The following is a 16,889-nucleotide window of genomic DNA, read 5'->3' on the forward strand; positions in this document are numbered from 1 at the left end:
CCTCCATTCGAACCCGGAAATCGCCACTTGGAGCCGCGCAAAAAGTTCTATAGGACAACGCGAAGGCCGACCAAATTTCCGGCAGGGCCTTTTCCGGCCTGCCTGCCTTTTTCCCATTTTTCTCCATTTCGCCTGCGCCAGCGCTTTTCCGCTGTCCTACAGCTAACCAAATGGGATAAATGACCCGCCTTTCCGGAACAGGAGGGCGTTTTCATGGATATTGCGGCTCTGATCGATGAAGTCATCGCGCGGGAGGGTGGCTACGGCAACCATCCGGCGGATCGCGGCGGACCGACCAATTTCGGCATCACCCAGGCCGTAGCGCGGGCCAACGGTTATGGCGGCGATATGCGGGCGATGCCCCGGACGGTGGCCGAGGCGATCTATCGCAGGCTCTATTGGGAGAAGCCGGGCTTCGCCTTCGTCGCGGAACTGGCGCCGGCGGTGGCGGAGGAACTGTTCGACACGGCGGTCAACATGGGGCCGGGCACGGCCGGCGGTTTCCTGCAGCGGGCGTTGAACGCGCTCAATCGCAACGGGCGGGACTATGCCGACCTGAAGGTGGATCAGGCGGTGGGAGCGAAGACGCTTTCCGCGCTGGGCGCCTTTCTGGCCGTTCGCGGGCGGGCGGGCGAGAAGGTGCTGCTGAAAGCCCTCGAAGCGCTTCAGGGCGAGCGCTACCTGGCGCTGGCCGAGAGCAGGCCGGCCAATGAGGCCTTTCTCTATGGCTGGCTCGCCAACCGGATCGGATAGGAGGCAGGGATGACGTCTTCACGCAGGCGAGTCGCGGGGGACCGGTGGACGCTGCGGGCGCGGCCGGCCTTTCTCTACATGATGTACGGGTTGCTGCTGTGGTCGGTGCCGCTGGGGCTGGTCGGCGGGGTGCGGCCCGATGTGGCGGCGGGGATCATCCGGGCGATGCGAGCCTATTTCAACGCCCTGCCGGAGCCGCTCTATGCGCTCTTCGGGACGGGCTATCTGGGCTATACGGCGGCGCGGGCCTGGGGGAAGGCGAAGGGGGTAGAGCGGTAAGAGGCGCCCCTTGCCCCTTATCCTGTTCCTGCGAAGGCGCTCGAATGAGCGCGGCAGGTCTTCAGGGCCAGAGCATCCTGCGCAAAAGTGGGAACCGGTTTTGCGTTCAAAAGGATGCGACAACAAAAGCTTGGAGCGCGCGGCCTGCCTATGATTTGACGCAGCGCTCTAGGGCCGTTCACCGGGGAAATTCTCCTTGAGGAAGTCCAGCACCACCCGCGCTCTTGGCGGCAGGCGTTTGTGGGACGGGTGGACGGCCCAGATGTCGAGCGGGGCGATGTGGCTTTCCGGCAGGACCGGGACCAGCCGTCCCGCCGCGATGTCGCCCTGCACCCGGATGGCGGGGAGCAGGGCGATGCCTAGGCCGCTGAGGGCGGCGCGGTGGACGGCTTCGCTGCTGTCGCTGCGGAAGGTGCCGCCCACCACCCTCTCCCGCCCATCGATGGTCCAGCGGGCGGGCACGTCGCCATAGGCGTAGGCGATGCACTGATGCCCCGGAAGGTCTTCGGCGGACGAGGGCATGCCGCGGCCGGCAAGATAGGCGGGATGCGCGACCAGCAGGCGGGGCAGCGCGCCCAGCGGATGAACCACCAGGCTGTCGTCGCCCACCGGGCCGACGCGCAGGGCAAGGTCGAGGCGGTCCTCCACCACGTCGCGTTGCCAGTCCGTCATGGCGCAATCGAGCTGGAGCGCGGGGTAGCGCGCGGTCAGATCGCCCAGGCGCTCGACATAATAGAGGCCGAGCGCGGTGGTGAAGCCGATGCGCACCAGGCCGCCCGGTTGATCGCGGACCGGGCCGAATTCCTGTTCCGCCCCATCCAGCGCGTCCAGCATCGCGCGGGCGTGGACCAGCAGGCGGTCAGCCTCCGGCGTGGCGATCAGCCGGCGGGTGGTGCGATGGAAGAGGATGGCGCCGAAATGCGATTCCACCTGATCCAGCCGGCGGGCTATCGTCGTATGGCTGGCGTGCATCTCTCCAGCCACGCGGGAGAAGTTGGGTTTTTCGCATAGCCGGACGAATGTCCGGAGGGCGATCAACAGATCGGACATTTGCACGATACTCGCACAGATATTGTGCGGCTTATCCTTATTGTCTGATCGGCCGAAAAGCCAGATGCCAGCGCGCAAGGAATGATGGAAGAGGATAGCCATGACCGATCGCATCGCCCATGCCGGGCTGGCCGCCAAATGCCGGACGGCGGAGGAGGCCGCGGCGCTGATCCGCAACGGGATGGCCGTGGGGATGAGCGGCTTTACCGGGTCGGGCTATCCCAAGGCGGTGCCGCTGGCGCTGGCGAAGCGGATCACCGAGGCGCATGCGGCGGGCGAGCCCTTCCGGGTCAGGGTGTGGACCGGCGCGTCGACCGGGCCGGAGCTGGACGGGGCGCTGGCGCAGGCCGACGGCGTGGAGTTCCGCCTGCCCTATAATAGCGATCCCATTGCCCGGGAGCGGATCAACAAGGGCCAGATGCAATATTTCGACATGCATCTGAGCCAGGTCGCGCCGATGGCGTGGCAGGGTTTCCTGGGCGATCTGGACATTGCCGTGGTCGAGGTGACGGGGATCACCGCCGGGGGCGAGTTGATCCCCTCCGCCTCCGTGGGCAACAACAAGACCTGGATCGACCGGGCCAAGGGCGTGATACTGGAGGTCAATCGCTGGCAGAACCCCGCGCTGGAGGGGATGCACGACATTTATTACGGCACGGCGCTGCCGCCGCATCGCCAGCCGATCCCGCTGATGCGGGCGGACCAGCGCATCGGCCAGCCGACCTTCCGCTGCGATCCGGACAAGGTGATCGCGGTGGTCGAGACGGATGCGCCGGACCGCAACGCGCCCTTCAAGGCGCCGGACGACAAGGCGCGGGCGATTGCCGGGCATTTGCTGGAATTCCTGCGCCATGAGGTGAAGAAGGGGCGGTTGCCCGCTTCGCTGCTGCCGTTGCAGTCGGGGGTCGGCAATATCGCCAATGCGGTGCTGACCGGCCTGATCGACGCGCCGTTCGAGGACATGGTCGCCTTTACGGAGGTGATCCAGGACGGGATGCTGGACCTGCTCGACGCGGGCAAGCTGCGGATGGCGAGCGCCACGGCCTTTTCCCTGAGCCCGGAGGCGGCGGCGCGGATGAATGCCGATATGGGGCGCTATCGGGACCGGATGATCCTGCGGCCGCAGGAGATCAGCAACCATCCCGAGCTGGTGCGGCGGCTGGGCTGCATCGCGATGAACGGGCTGATCGAGGCGGACATCTACGGCAACGTCAATTCGACCCATCTGATGGGATCGCGCATCCAGAACGGCATTGGCGGGTCGGGGGACTTTGCGCGCAACGCGTTTCTGTCGATCTTCATGACGCCGTCGACGGCCAAGGGTGGGGCGATCTCCGCCATCGTGCCGCATTGCAGCCATGTCGACCATATCAACCAGGATGTGCAGGTGATCGTGACCGAGCAGGGGCTGGCGGACCTGCGCGGGCTGGCGCCCCGGCAGCGGGCGGAGGTCATCATGGAGAATTGCGCGCATCCGGACTTCCGGCCGATGCTGAAGGACTATTTCCGGCGGGCTTTGGCGGGGTCATACGGGTTGCAGTCGCCGATGCTGCCGGGGGAGGCGCTGGCGTGGCACCAGCGCTTCATCGATACGGGGACGATGCGGGGGTAGGGATTGGGGCTTCGCTTTCCTCTCCGGCGGAGAGGAGGAAAAGGACAGGAGGCCTTGGCGGCGAAGGAGCCCTGGGCTGATTTGGATGAGAGGGAGCGGGTCTGAGGCCCGCGCGAACCCCCTCACCCAGCTACGACTAAGGCAGCAAGCTGCCAAGTCTGCGCAGCCCTCTCCCTCAAGGGAGAGGGGTAAAGTGGGTGTCCGCTTACACCCAAATCGGACATCACGAAAATGAGAGGGGCCGCCGGGTAGATTAAACCCCGACGGCCCATCATTGACATGGTCAGCGGCCGGAAGCGCCGCCCAAGGGAAACGTTGATCGCGCTATTTTCCAGATACGGCGCCTCGATCGCGAAACCGCGGTCGACAGTCACCCTATTCTGGAAAACCGACGCATAAGGCGTCGCTCAGCGGCGCGTTCCCCGAATGGACTTGACCGACCCCATTGCTGAACCATGAGACATCGGATCACCTCCTTTCGCTAGTTGAAGCCCCTATAGCCGTTCCCGGTACTGGTCCTTCGCCGTCTATGAAATGATATGTGAATCAGACCGGCCGCCACTTCAAGGCTTGTAAAATTCTTTTTTCGAATCATACTTTTGCGTCCGCCTTTTGCAGGCGATTTGCGTTGAAACCAGCGCCTTTCGCCTGAAATCAAGGGCTTAGGCGCGGCAATCCTCCACGACGCGGCCGACCTCCGCCCAGCTTGGCAGGACCAGCATCTCCAGACCCTGCACCTCGACCGCGAAACGGCCCCGGCTGTAGGCGATCTGATCGAGCGTGGCGTCGCTGGCGGCGCGGGTCGCCTGGGTCGCGGCGATGGCGCCGGTGGCGGGGCCGGCCGGCCAGCTGACCGCGCCATAGCTGGTCCGCACCGTCATCGCCGCCTGCGCCGGGCCGGGCCGCAAAAGGCTGACGCGGCGCGTCGTCCGGTCGCAGCGGATGACGAACAGGCTGCCTTGCGCATCCGGGCCGAACAGGGCGGCCGATCCGGCGCCGTCGACCTGATAGCGCCAGTCGCCCGCGGTGGTCGCGCGGTCCTGCCAGTCGGCCGGCGGCGGCGGAGGGGGGGCGGGCCGGGCCGCGGGAGCCGGCCGGGGCGCAGGTGCGGGAACAGGCGCGCGCTGCTGGGGCGCGCCCACGCAGGAAGCCAGCAGGACGAAGGCGGCCGCCGGCATGGCGGAGGGCAGAGTGAAGCGCATCCCGCCTCCATGCCTTAGGCACGGGGATGGCATCAACCCGAAAAGGGCGGGACGACATGCCGGACCGGTCGAAAGAAAGGGCGGCGGAAGCGCCGGATTTCGCCGCTTTCGCGCCTGCCCGTCATTGACAGCCGGAGGCCGAATCGCTAAGGGCACCCCTTCCCGACACGCTGACGAGCGGCAGTGCAGTGGCACTGGCCGTCTTTTTTGCGTCTTGGGGCCTATCGAATCGGCTGTCGTCTCCTTAAGGACTTCAGCCCTGACGCTTTGAGATGGGGCGGCGCCAACCGCCCCGTGGAGCAGGAGTACAGAATACCATGGCACGTATTGCGGGTGTCAACATCCCGACCAACAAGCGCGTGATCATCGCGCTCACCTACATCCACGGCATCGGCCGCAAGACCGCCGTCGACATCGCCGACAAGCTGGGCATCGACCACAGCCGCCGCGTGCAGGACCTGTCCGACGCCGAAGTGCTGCAGATCCGCGAAGCCATCGACGCCGACCACACGGTCGAGGGCGACCTGCGCCGCGAAACCGCGATGAACATCAAGCGCCTGATGGACCTGGCCTGCTATCGCGGCCTGCGTCACCGCAAGGGCCTGCCGGTCCGCGGCCAGCGCACGCACACCAATGCGCGCACCCGCAAGGGCAAGGCGAAGCCGATTGCCGGCAAGAAGAAGTAAGAAATAGTCCGGGGGACTATTTCATCTTCTTCTCCGCCGGAGGCAGCCCTTCCTGGGCGCAGCCTCCCGGAACACAAGATTTCAGTAGGATAGAGCAAAAATGGCACGCGAACCCCAGCGCATCAAGCGCCGCGAACGCAAGAACATCTCGGCCGGCGTCGCGCACGTCAACGCCAGCTTCAACAACACCATGGTGACCATCACCGACGCCCAGGGCAATGCGATCAGCTGGTCCTCGGCGGGCATGATGGGCTTCAAGGGCAGCCGCAAGTCGACGCCCTATGCCGCGCAGGTCTGCGCCGAAGACGCCGGCCGCAAGGCGGCCGAACATGGCGTGCGCACCCTGGAAGTCGAAGTGAAGGGTCCGGGTTCGGGCCGTGAATCGGCCCTGCGCGCGCTGCAGGCCGTCGGCTTCCACATCACCTCCATCCGCGACGTGACGCCGATCCCGCACAATGGCGTGCGTCCTTCCAAGCGCCGCCGCGTCTAACAACGACGCGCGGCTTGTCGGCGGGCGGCGGACGCGTCGCCCGCTCACCCATCTGCATCGGTCGGAACGTCCTGTCGGGTCAGGATTTTTGAACGTTTCGGCCTCATCCCCAGGGGAAATACATGACTGTCAACATGAAGAACTGGCAGGAATTGAAGAAGCCCAACAGCCTTGAGATCAAGGTCGCGGGCGACGGCAAGCGCAAGGCGACCTTCGTCGCCGAACCTCTGGAGCGCGGCTTCGGCCTGACGCTTGGCAACGCGCTGCGCCGGGTTCTTCTGTCCTCGCTCCAGGGCGCGGCGGTCACCTCGATCAAGATCGAGAACGTCCTCCACGAATTCTCCTCGCTCGCGGGCGTGCGTGAGGACGTCACGGACATCGTCCTCAACATCAAGCAGGTTGCGCTGAAAATGGAAGGCGACGGTCCGCGCCGTCTCCAGCTTTCCGCCACCGGCCCCGCCGAAGTGCGCGCGGGCGACATCACCACCGTGGGCGACATCGAAGTGATGAACCCCGACCTGGTGATCTGCCACCTGGACCAGGGCGCGACGCTGAACATGGAACTGACCGCCGACGTCGGCAAGGGCTATGTCCCCGCCGTCGCCAACCGTCCGGCCGACGCCCCGATCGGCCTGATCCCGGTCGACGCGCTCTATTCGCCGGTGCGTCAGGTCGCCTACAAGGTCGACAATACCCGCGTCGGCCAGGAACTGGACTATGACAAGCTGTCGCTGACCGTCGAGACCGACGGCACCGTCACGCCGGAAGACGCGGTGGCCTATGCCGCCCGCATCCTGCAGGACCAGCTCCAGCTGTTCGTCCACTTCGAGGACGCGCTGCCCGTCGCCGCTCCGGCCGCCGGCGCCGCTGCCGGCGGTTCGGCCAGCGAGGGCGAGAGCGACGCGAACCAGATCAACCGCTACCTGCTCAAGAAGGTGGACGAGCTGGAACTGTCGGTCCGCAGCGCCAACTGCCTCAAGAACGACAACATCATCTATATCGGCGATCTGGTCCAGAAGACCGAGGCCGAGATGCTGCGCACCCCCAATTTCGGCCGCAAGTCGCTGAACGAGATCAAGGAAGTGCTGTCGTCCATGGGCCTGCGCCTGGGCATGGACATCCCCGGCTGGCCGCCGGAGAATATCGAGGAAATGGCCAAGAAGCTCGAACAGGAGCTGCTGGGCTGATCCGCCTTCCCTCCGGTTCGCCCGGAGGGATGCTGGACACCGGAAAGCACGGATTCGCGTCCGCTTTGAACGGTGTGAACTTCGCCCCTTTTTTTAAGGGGCAGGGCAAAGGGGCGGCGGCCCTGAAACGCCGCCTGGTCTGGGGTACCTGAAACGGCCCCTTAACGAACGGAAGGAAAGACATATGCGTCACAAGGTTGGTCATCGCAAGCTGCAGCGCAGCGCCGGGCATCGCAACTCGCTGCTCCGCAACCTCGCCGCCTCGCTCATCAAGCATGAGCAGATCCTGACGACCACGCCCAAGGCGAAGGAACTGCGTCCCTATGTCGAGAAGCTGATCACCCTCGCCAAGAAGGGTGGCCTGTCGAACCGTCGTCTGGCCCATGCCCGCCTGCAGGACGACGCGCAGCTCACCAAGCTGTTCGACGTTCTGGCCGAGCGCTACAAGGACCGCAATGGCGGCTACACCCGCGTGATCAAGGCCGGCATCCGCGCTTCGGACGCAGCGCCGATCGCGATCATCGAACTGGTGGACCGCGACGTCGACGCCAAGGGTCAGGATTCCGGTCCGGTCCAGGGTGCGGACGCCGACGAGCTGGAAGCGGCGTGATCCGCTGACGGCTCGCGCAAGCGGGCAGATGAAGAGGGCCGCGGCTTCCGGAAGGGGGCGCGGCCCTTTTTCTTTTTTGGGGCGTGGATATGCGGGGCGTCGAGCCATTCGGTCAGCCCCCACCCCCGGCCCCTGCTCCGAAGGGGAGGGGAGATAAGAAATATTCTTTGTTTTCTTGCCTTTCCGCGCCATGAGACGCCAGAGAATGGGAATGGGATTTCGGGGGGATCGGATGCGCGCCTTTGGCTGCTTTGCTTTGGCGGCGCTGTTGTTCGCGGCGCTCCCCGCGCAGGCGGAGCCGGATGCGGCGGTCGCTGGCGCTTCAGGACTGCGCTATCCCGCCGCCAAAAGGCTGGACCTGGTGGAGGATCATTTCGGGGTCAAGGTGACCGATCCCTATCGCTGGCTGGAAAACGACCTGCGCGCTGATCCCGCCGTCCGCGACTGGGTGGGACAGGAAAACCGCCTCACGCGCCGCCATATCGACGGGCTGCCGGGTCGCGAGGCGCTCAAGAAACGCATGCAGGCGCTGTTCGCCCATGGCCGCTACACCATCCCGCGCAAGGCGGGCGGGCGCTATTTCTACGGCTATAACAAGGGGCTCCAGAACCAGACGCCGCTCTATGTGCGCGACGGCCTGAACGGTGCGCAGCGGCTGCTGATCGACCCGAATGACTGGGCGGAGGACGGGTCGGACGCGCTGGCGGAATGGGCGCCCTCCCCCGACGGCCGGTTCCTGCTCTATGCCGTGCAGGAGGCCGGGAGCGACTGGCGCACGCTGAAGGTTCTGGACGTCGCCACCGCCCGGCCGCTCGACGATGTCGTGCAATGGGTGAAATTCTCCCAGCTTGCCTGGGACGGGCAAGGACAGGGTTTCTTCTATTCGCGCTTCGCCGCGCCGCAGGAAGGCGGCGGCCTGCAATCCTCCACGGTGGGGCAGGAACTTCATTATCACCGCCTCGGCACGCCGCAGGCGCAGGATCAGCTTATCTACGCGACTCCGGACCAGCCGCGCCTCAGCCACACGGCGCAGGTGACGCAGGACGGGCGCTGGCTGGTCATCAGCAGCTTCCAGGGCACCGACCCCCGCCGCGAACTGCATCTGGCCGAACTGACCGGCGGCAAGGTGAAGGTCCGCCCGCTGGTGAAGGGCATGACCAACGACTGGCGGCTGATCGGCAGCCGCGGGCCGACGGTCTATTTCATCACCGACCAATATGCCCCGCATCTGCGCGTCGTCAGCATCGACGCCCGCTTCCCCCGGCGCGGCGCCAGGCAGGTGGTGGCGGAACGCATGGACACGCTGGCGGGCGGGTCGCTGGTCGGGGACCGGCTGATCCTGGCCTATCTGTCCGATGCGGAAAGCGTGGCGGAGCTGATCGACCTCAACGGGCGAAAGGTCAGCGACGTGCCGCTGCCCGGCCTGGGCACGGCGGCCGGTTTCGGCGGGCGCGACGGCGATCCTGAAACCTTCTTCAGCTTTTCGGGCTTCACCACGCCGTCGAGCATCTACCGCTTCGACACGGCAACGCTGCGTTACGAGCTGTTCGCGCGGCCGGAGCTGCCCTTCAATCCCGACGATTACGGCATAGAGCAGGTCAGCTATCCGTCGAAGGACGGCACGATGATCCCGATGACGGTGATCCGCAAGAAGGCGCTGGCCCTTTCCAAAGCGCCCGCGCCCACCATCCTGTACGGCTATGGCGGCTTCAACATCGCGCTGACGCCCGGCTATTCGGCGACGCGCATGGCGTGGCTGGAGCAGGGCGGCGTCTATGCCATCGCCAATCTGCGCGGCGGCGGCGAGTTCGGCAAGGCATGGCACGATGCGGGGCGGCTCGCCAACAAGCAGAATGTGTTCGACGATTTCATCGCGGCGGCCGAATATCTGAAGGCCAATGGCTATACGACGAAGGACGGCCTTGCCATCGAGGGGCGGTCCAATGGCGGGTTGCTGGTCGGCGCGGTGGTGAACCAGCGGCCCGATCTGTTCGCCGCCGCCCTGCCCGCCGTGGGCGTGATGGACATGCTGCGCTTCGACCGTTTCACCGCCGGCCGCTACTGGATCGACGACTATGGATCGCCCGACCGGGAGGAGGATTTCCGCCTGCTCTACGCCTATTCGCCCTATCACAACATCGCGGGCGGGAAGGACTATCCGGCGATCCTCGTCACCACGGGCGACACCGACGACCGGGTGGTGCCGGCGCACAGCTTCAAATATGCCGCGGCCTTGCAGGCGGCGGAGCTGGGGCCGAAGCCCCGCCTGATCCGGATCGACACCAAGGCCGGGCATGGGGCGGGCAAGCCCGTGGACAAGCTGATCGACGAATATGCCGACAGCTATGCCTTTGCGGCCTATTATACCGGGCTGAAACTGGACGCGCAGCCGCGATAGCCGGGCAGCAGGGCGGGCGCTTACCGGTTCGGGAGGGATGCGTCCATGGCCGCCGGTGGCGGCGCACTCGCGTTCAGGCCTCCGACAGCCATGATCGCCTAGCCATCGGCAAATTTCGGCTGAGGGACGAGGGTCATGAACAAGATGAGGTGGATGACGGGATCGCTGATCGCGACGGCCCTGCTGGCGGGCGGCGTCGCGTCGGCGCAGGCCTATCAACCGCGGCAAGGCGCGCCGCAGGAACAGGATGACCTGTCGGACGAAGCGCAGCCGCCCGCCGATGCCGCCGCCCCGGACGACCGAGCGAGCCCTACGCGCGCCGACGATGATTTTTCCGATGTCGTGGCGGCGGATCAGGACCATGCCGGCGCCCGATCCCCTGACAGCGAGGGCGGGCGGGGCGATCTGGCGGAGGCGCCCGCCGACCGGGATGGCGAGGATGCGATCACCTATTGCGCCCTCGCCGCCCGCGACGAGGCGGAGCGGGAGGGCGGCTATGCCGAGGTGCGGCAGGTGCAGGAGCCCCGCGAGACCCGCAACGGCTATGATGTGGAGGGCGATGTCGAGGTCCGGTCCGGCTGGCGGGCGCAGGATGGACGGTCGCGCCACTTCACCTGTTCGGTGCAGAATGGCCGGATCGCGGACCTTTATTTCCGGCGGGATCGCGCCGCCCGATAGGCGCGCCCGGTCCGCCGCATCGCGGCCACGCTTTGCCCTATCCTGTTTTACGTCAATCCATTAGCATCGGCGCGAATCAGGGGAGTCAGGGGTGGCCGCGTTCCTTTTCGCGACCGAGAATGTCGTTTTCGTCTCAGCGATCGTCCTGATGCTGCTCATCGGGGCGGTGCAGGCCATCGGCATCGCGGGCGACTTCGATCTCGACATTGACGGCGATGCGGACCTGCTGGGCTGGCTGGGCGTCGGTCGCCTGCCGCTGTTGATGCTGCTGGCGATATTCCTGGCGCTGTTCGGCATGATCGGGCTGATCGGGCAGCATCTGCTGCTCGATCTGACCGGTGCGATGCTGCCGCCGCTGATCGCCGCACCCGCCGCCCTGATCGCCAGCCTGCCTTCGACCGGCCTTGCCGCGCGACGGCTTGCCCCCCTGCTTCCCCGCGACCAGAGCAGCGCCGTTCCGCTGGACGCGCTGATGGTGCGAGGGCCCGTCCATGCGCGGATATGATGCTTCCCGCCACATGCTGGCCATCGGACTGGCGGCGCAGGCGGGGTTCATCGATGCGCTGGGATTCCTGAAGCTGGGCGGGCTGTTCGTTTCCTTCATGAGCGGCAATTCCACCCGGCTGGGCGTGGGGCTGGCCAAGGGCGCGGCGGTCGCCGGGATGGCGGCGGGACTGGTCGGGGCCTTTGTCGGCGGCGTGCTGGCCGGTGCGCTGGTCGCGCGCCGGGCGGGCCGCTGGCGCAAGCAGGTGGTGCTGGGCCTTGCGACCGCGCTGCTGTTCTGCGCCGCGTTGCTGGCCCTGCCGGACCGGCCGGGCTCCGGGCTGACGCTGCTGATGGCGGCGGCGATGGGCGCGGTGAACAACGTCTTCCAGCGCGACGGCGAAGTCAGCATCGGCGTCACCTATATGACTGGCGCGCTGGTGAAGCTGGGCCAGCAACTGGCGGTGGCGCTGACCGGCGGGCCGCGATGGAACTGGCTGCCCTATCTGCTGCTGTGGCTGGGGCTGGTGGCGGGCGCGGTGGCGGGGGGTGGCCTCTTCGCGCTGATGGGCCTGCATGCGCTGTGGGTCGCCCTGGCCTTTTCCGGGCTGTTGCTGCTGTGGAGCGGCCGCCTGGGACCGTTGGACTTGGCATGACCGGGCGCAGCGCCTAGAGCCCTTTGCAAGCAGAAGGAATCATCTGCCGGCTCGAAAAACGCGGTAAAGCATCAGGCTGTGGCATTCGATCCGATGCAGTCGGCTCGGAACAAGCTCTGTCCGGATCGACACCCAGGAGTCCATCATGTCACCGCGCCCATCCCATCGCCGCAAGGCCGCGATCGCCTTCATATTGGTGACGGCGCTGCTCGACGTGATGTCGATGGGGATCGTCATCCCGGTGCTGCCGCAACTGGTCGAGACGCTGTCGGGTTCCGGCAGGGCGGCGGGGATGTGGAACGGGCTGTTCGTCGCGCTGTGGGCCGGGATGCAGTTCCTCTGTTCGCCGGTCATCGGATCGCTGTCCGACCGGTTCGGGCGGCGCCCGGTGATCCTGGTCTCGGTCGCGGGACTCGCGCTCGATTTCCTGCTGATGGCGATCGCGCCCAATCTGTGGTGGCTGGCGGTGGGGCGGATGCTGGGGGGCGTGACGTCGTCCAGCTTCACCTCCACCTTCGCCTATATGGCCGACATCACCCCGCCCGAAGAGCGGGCGCGGGGTTATGGGCTGATCGGGGCGGCGTTCAGCGGCGGCTTCGTCGCCGGGCCGCTGCTGGGCGGGGTGCTGGGGGAGATTTCGCTGCGGGCGCCCTTCTGGGCGGCGGCGGGGCTGTCGGGGCTGGCCTTTTTCTACGGGCTGTCCGTGCTGCCGGAATCGCTGGCCGCCGACAAGCGGATGGATTTTTCGTGGAAGCGGGCCAATCCGTTCGGGGCGCTGCGGCTGCTGCGGTCGCATCCCGAGCTGTCGAGCCTGGCGGTGGTCAATTTCCTGCTTTATTTCGCGCATCACCTCTTCTCCGCCGTGTTCGTGCTTTATGCGGGGGACCGCTATGGCTGGGGGGCGTGGGAGGTGGGGACGCTGCTGGCGCTGGTCGGCCTGATGGACATGGGCGTGCAGGGAATATTGGTCGGGCCGGTGGTGAAGCGGCTGGGCGACCGCACGACCATGGTGATCGGGCTTGGCTTCGGCGCGGTCGGGATTTTCGCGATGGGGCTGGCGCCGACCGGCTGGCTGTTCGTCGCGGCGATGTTCCCCAACGCGCTCTGGGGCCTTGCCATGCCGACCATCCAGTCGCTGATGACGCAGCGCGTGTCGGAATCCGAACAGGGCCAGTTGCAGGGCGCGAACAACAGCGTCGGATCGATCGCGGGCATCGTGTCGCCGCTGTTCTTCGGCACGGTCTATTCCCTGTCGGTGGGCGCGAAGCCGCTGCTGCCCTTCATCGGCAGCGCCTTCCTGATCGCCGCGGCGGTGCTGGCGGGCGGGGCCGTGCTGGGATGGGCGGCGGGGCGGCGCGGGGACGCGGCTTCGCTGGACAAGGGAGCGCAAGCGCACTAACCGGGCGCGAATCCCTTCCTCTGGACATATAAAGGCGATTCGATGACGCTGCCCCTTCAGGATTCCATCCTTATCGTGGATTTCGGCAGCCAGGTGACGCAGCTCATCGCCCGGCGGGTGCGCGAGGCGGGCGTCTATTCCGAGATCGCGCCGTTCAACAGCGCCGCCGAAGCCTTCGAACGGCTGAAGCCCAAGGGCATCATCCTTTCCGGTGGCCCCTCCTCCGTCATGTGGGAGGACAGCCCCCGCGCGCCCCAGCATTTCTTCGAGGCGGGCATTCCGATCCTGGGCATATGCTACGGCCAGCAGACGATGATGCAGCAGCTTGGCGGCCATGTCGAAGGCGGCGAGAGCGGCGAGTTCGGCCGCGCCTTCATCGAGGTGAAGAAAGGCTGCGCGCTGTTCGACGGCCTCTGGACGGAGGGCGAGCGCCATCAGGTCTGGATGAGCCATGGCGACAAGGTGACGCGGCTCGCCCCCGGTTTCGAGGTGGTGGCGGTCAGCGAGGGCGCGCCCTATGCGATCACGGCGAATGAGGAAAAGCGTTTCTACGCGACGCAATTCCACCCTGAGGTCGTGCATACGCCGGATGGCGCGAAGCTGCTCGCCAATTTCGTGCGCCATGTCTGCGGCCTCAAGGGCGACTGGACCATGGCGGAATTCCGCGCGACCAAGATCGCGGACATCCGGGCGCAGGTGGGCGAAGGCCGGGTGATCTGCGGTCTGTCCGGCGGCGTCGACAGCGCCGTCGCGGCGGTGCTGATCCATGAGGCGATCGGCGATCAGTTGACCTGCGTGTTCGTCGACCATGGCCTGATGCGACTGGGCGAGGCGGAGCAGGTGGTGAGCCTGTTCCGCGAGCATTATGGCATCAAGCTGGTCCATGTGAATGCCGAGGAACGCTTCCTGGGCGGGCTGGCGGGCCTGACCGACCCCGAGAAGAAGCGGAAATTCATCGGCGGCGAGTTCATCGCCGTGTTCGAGGAGGAAGCGAAGAAGATCGGCGGGGCGGACTTCCTGGCGCAGGGGACGCTTTATCCGGACGTGATCGAGTCCGTGTCCTTCACCGGCGGGCCTTCGGTGACGATCAAGTCGCACCATAATGTCGGCGGCCTGCCCGAGCGCATGAACATGAAGCTGGTCGAGCCGCTGCGCGAACTGTTCAAGGACGAGGTGCGCGTGCTGGGCCGCGAACTGGGGCTGCCGGAGATTTTCGTCGGGCGGCATCCTTTCCCCGGTCCCGGCCTCGCCATCCGCATTCCGGGCGAAGTGTCGAAGGAGCGCTGCGACATCCTGCGCAAGGCCGACGCCATCTATCTGGAGGAAATCCGGAGCGCCGGGCTGTACGATGCGATCTGGCAGGCCTTCGCCGTGCTGCTGCCCGTCCGCACGGTAGGCGTGATGGGCGATCACCGCACCTATGACAGCGTGTGCGCCCTGCGGGCGGTGACGTCGACCGACGGCATGACGGCGGACATCTATCCCTTCGACGCCGCCTTCCTGAGCCGGGTGGCGACGCGGATCATCAATGAGGTGAAGGGCATCAACCGGGTGGTTTACGACTACACCTCGAAGCCGCCGGGGACGATCGAGTGGGAGTAAAGCCGGAAAAGCGAATGTCCGGGGGACATTCGCCGGCTTTACTTGGCGCCGTGCGGCGCCGGAGCGGTTGCAGAGCGCCGGGGAAATAGATGCAACTGCGCCTGCGAAGGTCTGATCCAGTCCAAGCGTCGCCGTTTTAGCGCACCGTCAGGACTGGGCTCCCGCCTTGGCAGGAGCGCGTCGCCCTATAAGCGAAGCCGCACCCTGCCGGCCGCCTTCTTCCTTCAAATCTCATATTCCGGGTGCCATTTCGGGTTGAGATAAGCGGGTTCGGGAAGGTCCGGCTGGCGTTGGCGCATTTCATCGTACAGCCGCTTCACCGTTGCGCTGCCGGTGCGGGTGAAGAAAGCCGGGACCAGCCCGTGGATCATGCAGGCAAGCCCCGCCCGCACCATCAGGAAGCCGAAGCGCGTCGCCACCTCCAAATGCTCGCCATAGCTTTCATTGACCTCTCTGGGATGCTTCAGGAACAGGCGGTCGATCATGTCTGCTCGCTCATGGCCATGGGAAAGCGGCATCCTAATGCATAAGCGGGCCGAAGCAGAGGGCCGATTGCACGGAACTTGACCCCCCACCCCGAAAACCGGCATGTCCACCGGCATGAGCGAACGCGATCCTCTCGGCCATCCCGTCTATCGGGACATGCCCACCACCATCTTCGAGAAAATGTCCGGCCGCGCGCGGGAGACCGGTGCGATCAACCTGGGGCAGGGCTTTCCCGACGCCCAGGGACCGGAGGAGATACTCCGCGCCGCCGCCGACGCGCTGCTGACCCGGTCCAACCAATATCCGCCCATGGCGGGACTTGCCGAACTGCGCGAGGCAGTGGCGGCGCATTATGCGCGGCATCAGGGCCTGGACCTGTCGCCGCAGGAGGTGATCGTCACCTCCGGCGCGACGGAGGCGATCGCGGCCAGCCTGCTGGCGCTGGTCCGGCCCGGCGACGAGGTGCTGGTGCTGGCGCCGCTCTACGACGCCTATCTGCCGCTGATCGAGCGGGCGGGCGGGGTGGCGCGGGTGCTGCGGCTCACCCCGCCCGAATGGCGGATCGGGCGGCAGGCGCTGGCGGCGGCGGTCACGCCAAAAACCCGGTTCCTGCTGATGAACAATCCGGTGAACCCGACGGGCATCGCCCTGCGCGAAGAGGAACTGGCGCTGCTGGCGGAATTTTGCGTGGAAAACGACCTGATCGCCATTTGCGACGAGGTGTGGGAGCATATCGCCTATGACGGCATCGCGCACAAGCCGCTGATCGGCTTTCCCGGCATGCGGGATCGGACGGTGAAGATCGGGTCGGCGGGCAAGATCTTCTCCGTCACCGGATGGAAGGTCGGATGGATGTGCGCCGCCCCGCCGCTGGCGACGCTGCTTGCCCGCGCGCATCAGTTCATCACCTTCACCACCCCGCCCCATCTGCAATGGGCGGTGGCCGAGGGGCTGGCCAAGCCGGAAAGCTGGTTCGACGCGATGCGCGCCGCCTATCAGGCTTCGCGCGATCGCCTCGTCGCCGGGCTGCGCGGGGCAGGCTATGTCGTCAATTCCAGCGCGGCGACATGGTTCGTGACCGTCGACCTGCCCGCTTCCGGCATCGACATGGACGACGTCGCCTTTTGCGAGCGGATCATCGACGAAGCGGGCGTGGCGGCGATCCCGATTTCCGCCTTCTATCCCGCAGAGCCGGTGACGCATCTCGTCCGCCTGTGCTTTTCCAAGGCGGACGAAATATTGGACGAGGCGGTGGCGCGGCTGGCGGCTTTCCGAACGTCCCTGACCTGAAACGCCTGGCCGGCGGATGCCGCATGCC

General features: G+C 66.3%; 17 protein-coding genes. 14 read left to right on the forward strand and 3 right to left on the reverse strand.

All coding sequences use genetic code 11. The annotated features are described in order from the left end of the window. The first annotated feature begins 213 nt into the window (after window positions 1-213). The gene (locus LDB29_RS15710; RefSeq protein WP_044661282.1) at window positions 214-753 is read left to right on the forward strand and encodes a glycoside hydrolase family 108 protein; all 540 of its coding nucleotides are present in this window, start codon (window positions 214-216) and stop codon (window positions 751-753) included. Window positions 754-762: 9 nt separating this feature from the next. Further along, window positions 763-1,032, forward strand: a complete 270-nt coding sequence (locus tag LDB29_RS15715) for a 3TM-type holin (RefSeq protein ID WP_044661281.1) — start codon at window positions 763-765, stop codon at window positions 1,030-1,032. A 168-nt stretch (window positions 1,033-1,200) separates the two neighbouring features. Here LDB29_RS15715 and LDB29_RS15720 read toward each other — a convergent pair whose 3' ends face one another. After that, window positions 1,201-2,082 (reverse strand): LysR family transcriptional regulator, encoded by an 882-nt coding sequence (locus LDB29_RS15720; RefSeq protein WP_025552267.1) that lies wholly within the window; start codon window positions 2,080-2,082, stop codon window positions 1,201-1,203. A gap of 100 nt (window positions 2,083-2,182) precedes the next feature. Here LDB29_RS15720 and LDB29_RS15725 point away from each other — a divergent pair, with 100 nt between their 5' ends. Beyond that, entirely contained in the window at window positions 2,183-3,694 is a 1,512-nt protein-coding gene (locus tag LDB29_RS15725) for an acetyl-CoA hydrolase/transferase family protein (protein WP_099186382.1), read from the forward strand. Between the two features lie 662 nt (window positions 3,695-4,356). Here the strand turns inward: LDB29_RS15725 and LDB29_RS15730 are convergent. Continuing rightward, window positions 4,357-4,896, reverse strand: coding sequence for a hypothetical protein (locus LDB29_RS15730; RefSeq protein WP_137709593.1), 540 nt, complete (start codon window positions 4,894-4,896; stop codon window positions 4,357-4,359). Window positions 4,897-5,213: 317 nt separating this feature from the next. On the opposite strand from LDB29_RS15730, the gene rpsM reads away from it, so the two are divergent. From rpsM to guaA, 10 genes are all read left to right on the forward strand, one after another. Beyond that, complete coding sequence (gene rpsM / locus LDB29_RS15735) at window positions 5,214-5,582, forward strand: 30S ribosomal protein S13 (protein WP_025552414.1); 369 nt, start codon at window positions 5,214-5,216, stop codon at window positions 5,580-5,582. A gap of 100 nt (window positions 5,583-5,682) precedes the next feature. Further along, entirely contained in the window at window positions 5,683-6,072 is a 390-nt protein-coding gene (rpsK, locus tag LDB29_RS15740; protein ID WP_004208752.1) for a 30S ribosomal protein S11, read from the forward strand. Window positions 6,073-6,194: 122 nt separating this feature from the next. Further along, window positions 6,195-7,259, forward strand: coding sequence for a DNA-directed RNA polymerase subunit alpha (locus LDB29_RS15745; protein ID WP_044661278.1), 1,065 nt, complete (start codon window positions 6,195-6,197; stop codon window positions 7,257-7,259). A gap of 184 nt (window positions 7,260-7,443) precedes the next feature. Then, window positions 7,444-7,869: a 50S ribosomal protein L17 gene (rplQ, locus tag LDB29_RS15750; protein ID WP_044661277.1), complete on the forward strand. Its 426-nt coding sequence runs from the start codon at window positions 7,444-7,446 to the stop codon at window positions 7,867-7,869. Between the two features lie 205 nt (window positions 7,870-8,074). After that, window positions 8,075-10,267, forward strand: a complete 2,193-nt coding sequence (locus LDB29_RS15755; RefSeq protein WP_373886281.1) for a prolyl oligopeptidase family protein — start codon at window positions 8,075-8,077, stop codon at window positions 10,265-10,267. Window positions 10,268-10,402: 135 nt separating this feature from the next. Continuing rightward, window positions 10,403-10,945, forward strand: coding sequence for a hypothetical protein (locus LDB29_RS15760; protein ID WP_099186385.1), 543 nt, complete (start codon window positions 10,403-10,405; stop codon window positions 10,943-10,945). A 91-nt stretch (window positions 10,946-11,036) separates the two neighbouring features. Beyond that, the gene (locus LDB29_RS15765) at window positions 11,037-11,450 is read left to right on the forward strand and encodes an OB-fold-containig protein (protein WP_244968624.1); all 414 of its coding nucleotides are present in this window, start codon (window positions 11,037-11,039) and stop codon (window positions 11,448-11,450) included. Beyond that, window positions 11,437-12,084, forward strand: coding sequence for a YoaK family protein (locus LDB29_RS15770; protein WP_099186386.1), 648 nt, complete (start codon window positions 11,437-11,439; stop codon window positions 12,082-12,084). Before LDB29_RS15765 ends, LDB29_RS15770 begins: the two co-directional genes overlap by 14 nt. Before the next feature lie 145 nt (window positions 12,085-12,229). Then, window positions 12,230-13,483, forward strand: coding sequence for a TCR/Tet family MFS transporter (locus LDB29_RS15775; RefSeq protein WP_099186387.1), 1,254 nt, complete (start codon window positions 12,230-12,232; stop codon window positions 13,481-13,483). A 42-nt stretch (window positions 13,484-13,525) separates the two neighbouring features. Next, window positions 13,526-15,085, forward strand: a complete 1,560-nt coding sequence (gene guaA / locus LDB29_RS15780) for a glutamine-hydrolyzing GMP synthase (protein WP_044661270.1) — start codon at window positions 13,526-13,528, stop codon at window positions 15,083-15,085. A 224-nt stretch (window positions 15,086-15,309) separates the two neighbouring features. Here the strand turns inward: guaA and LDB29_RS15785 are convergent, their stop codons facing one another. Continuing rightward, entirely contained in the window at window positions 15,310-15,570 is a 261-nt protein-coding gene (locus LDB29_RS15785; RefSeq protein WP_099186388.1) for a DUF6356 family protein, read from the reverse strand. A 103-nt stretch (window positions 15,571-15,673) separates the two neighbouring features. On the opposite strand from LDB29_RS15785, the gene LDB29_RS15790 reads away from it, so the two are divergent. Continuing rightward, complete coding sequence (locus LDB29_RS15790) at window positions 15,674-16,861, forward strand: aminotransferase (RefSeq protein WP_099186389.1); 1,188 nt, start codon at window positions 15,674-15,676, stop codon at window positions 16,859-16,861. Window positions 16,862-16,889 lie beyond the last annotated feature (28 nt).

Source organism: Sphingobium sp. CFD-2, from assembly GCF_024611135.1.
In the GTDB taxonomy this organism is placed as follows: domain Bacteria; phylum Pseudomonadota; class Alphaproteobacteria; order Sphingomonadales; family Sphingomonadaceae; genus Sphingobium; species Sphingobium fuliginis.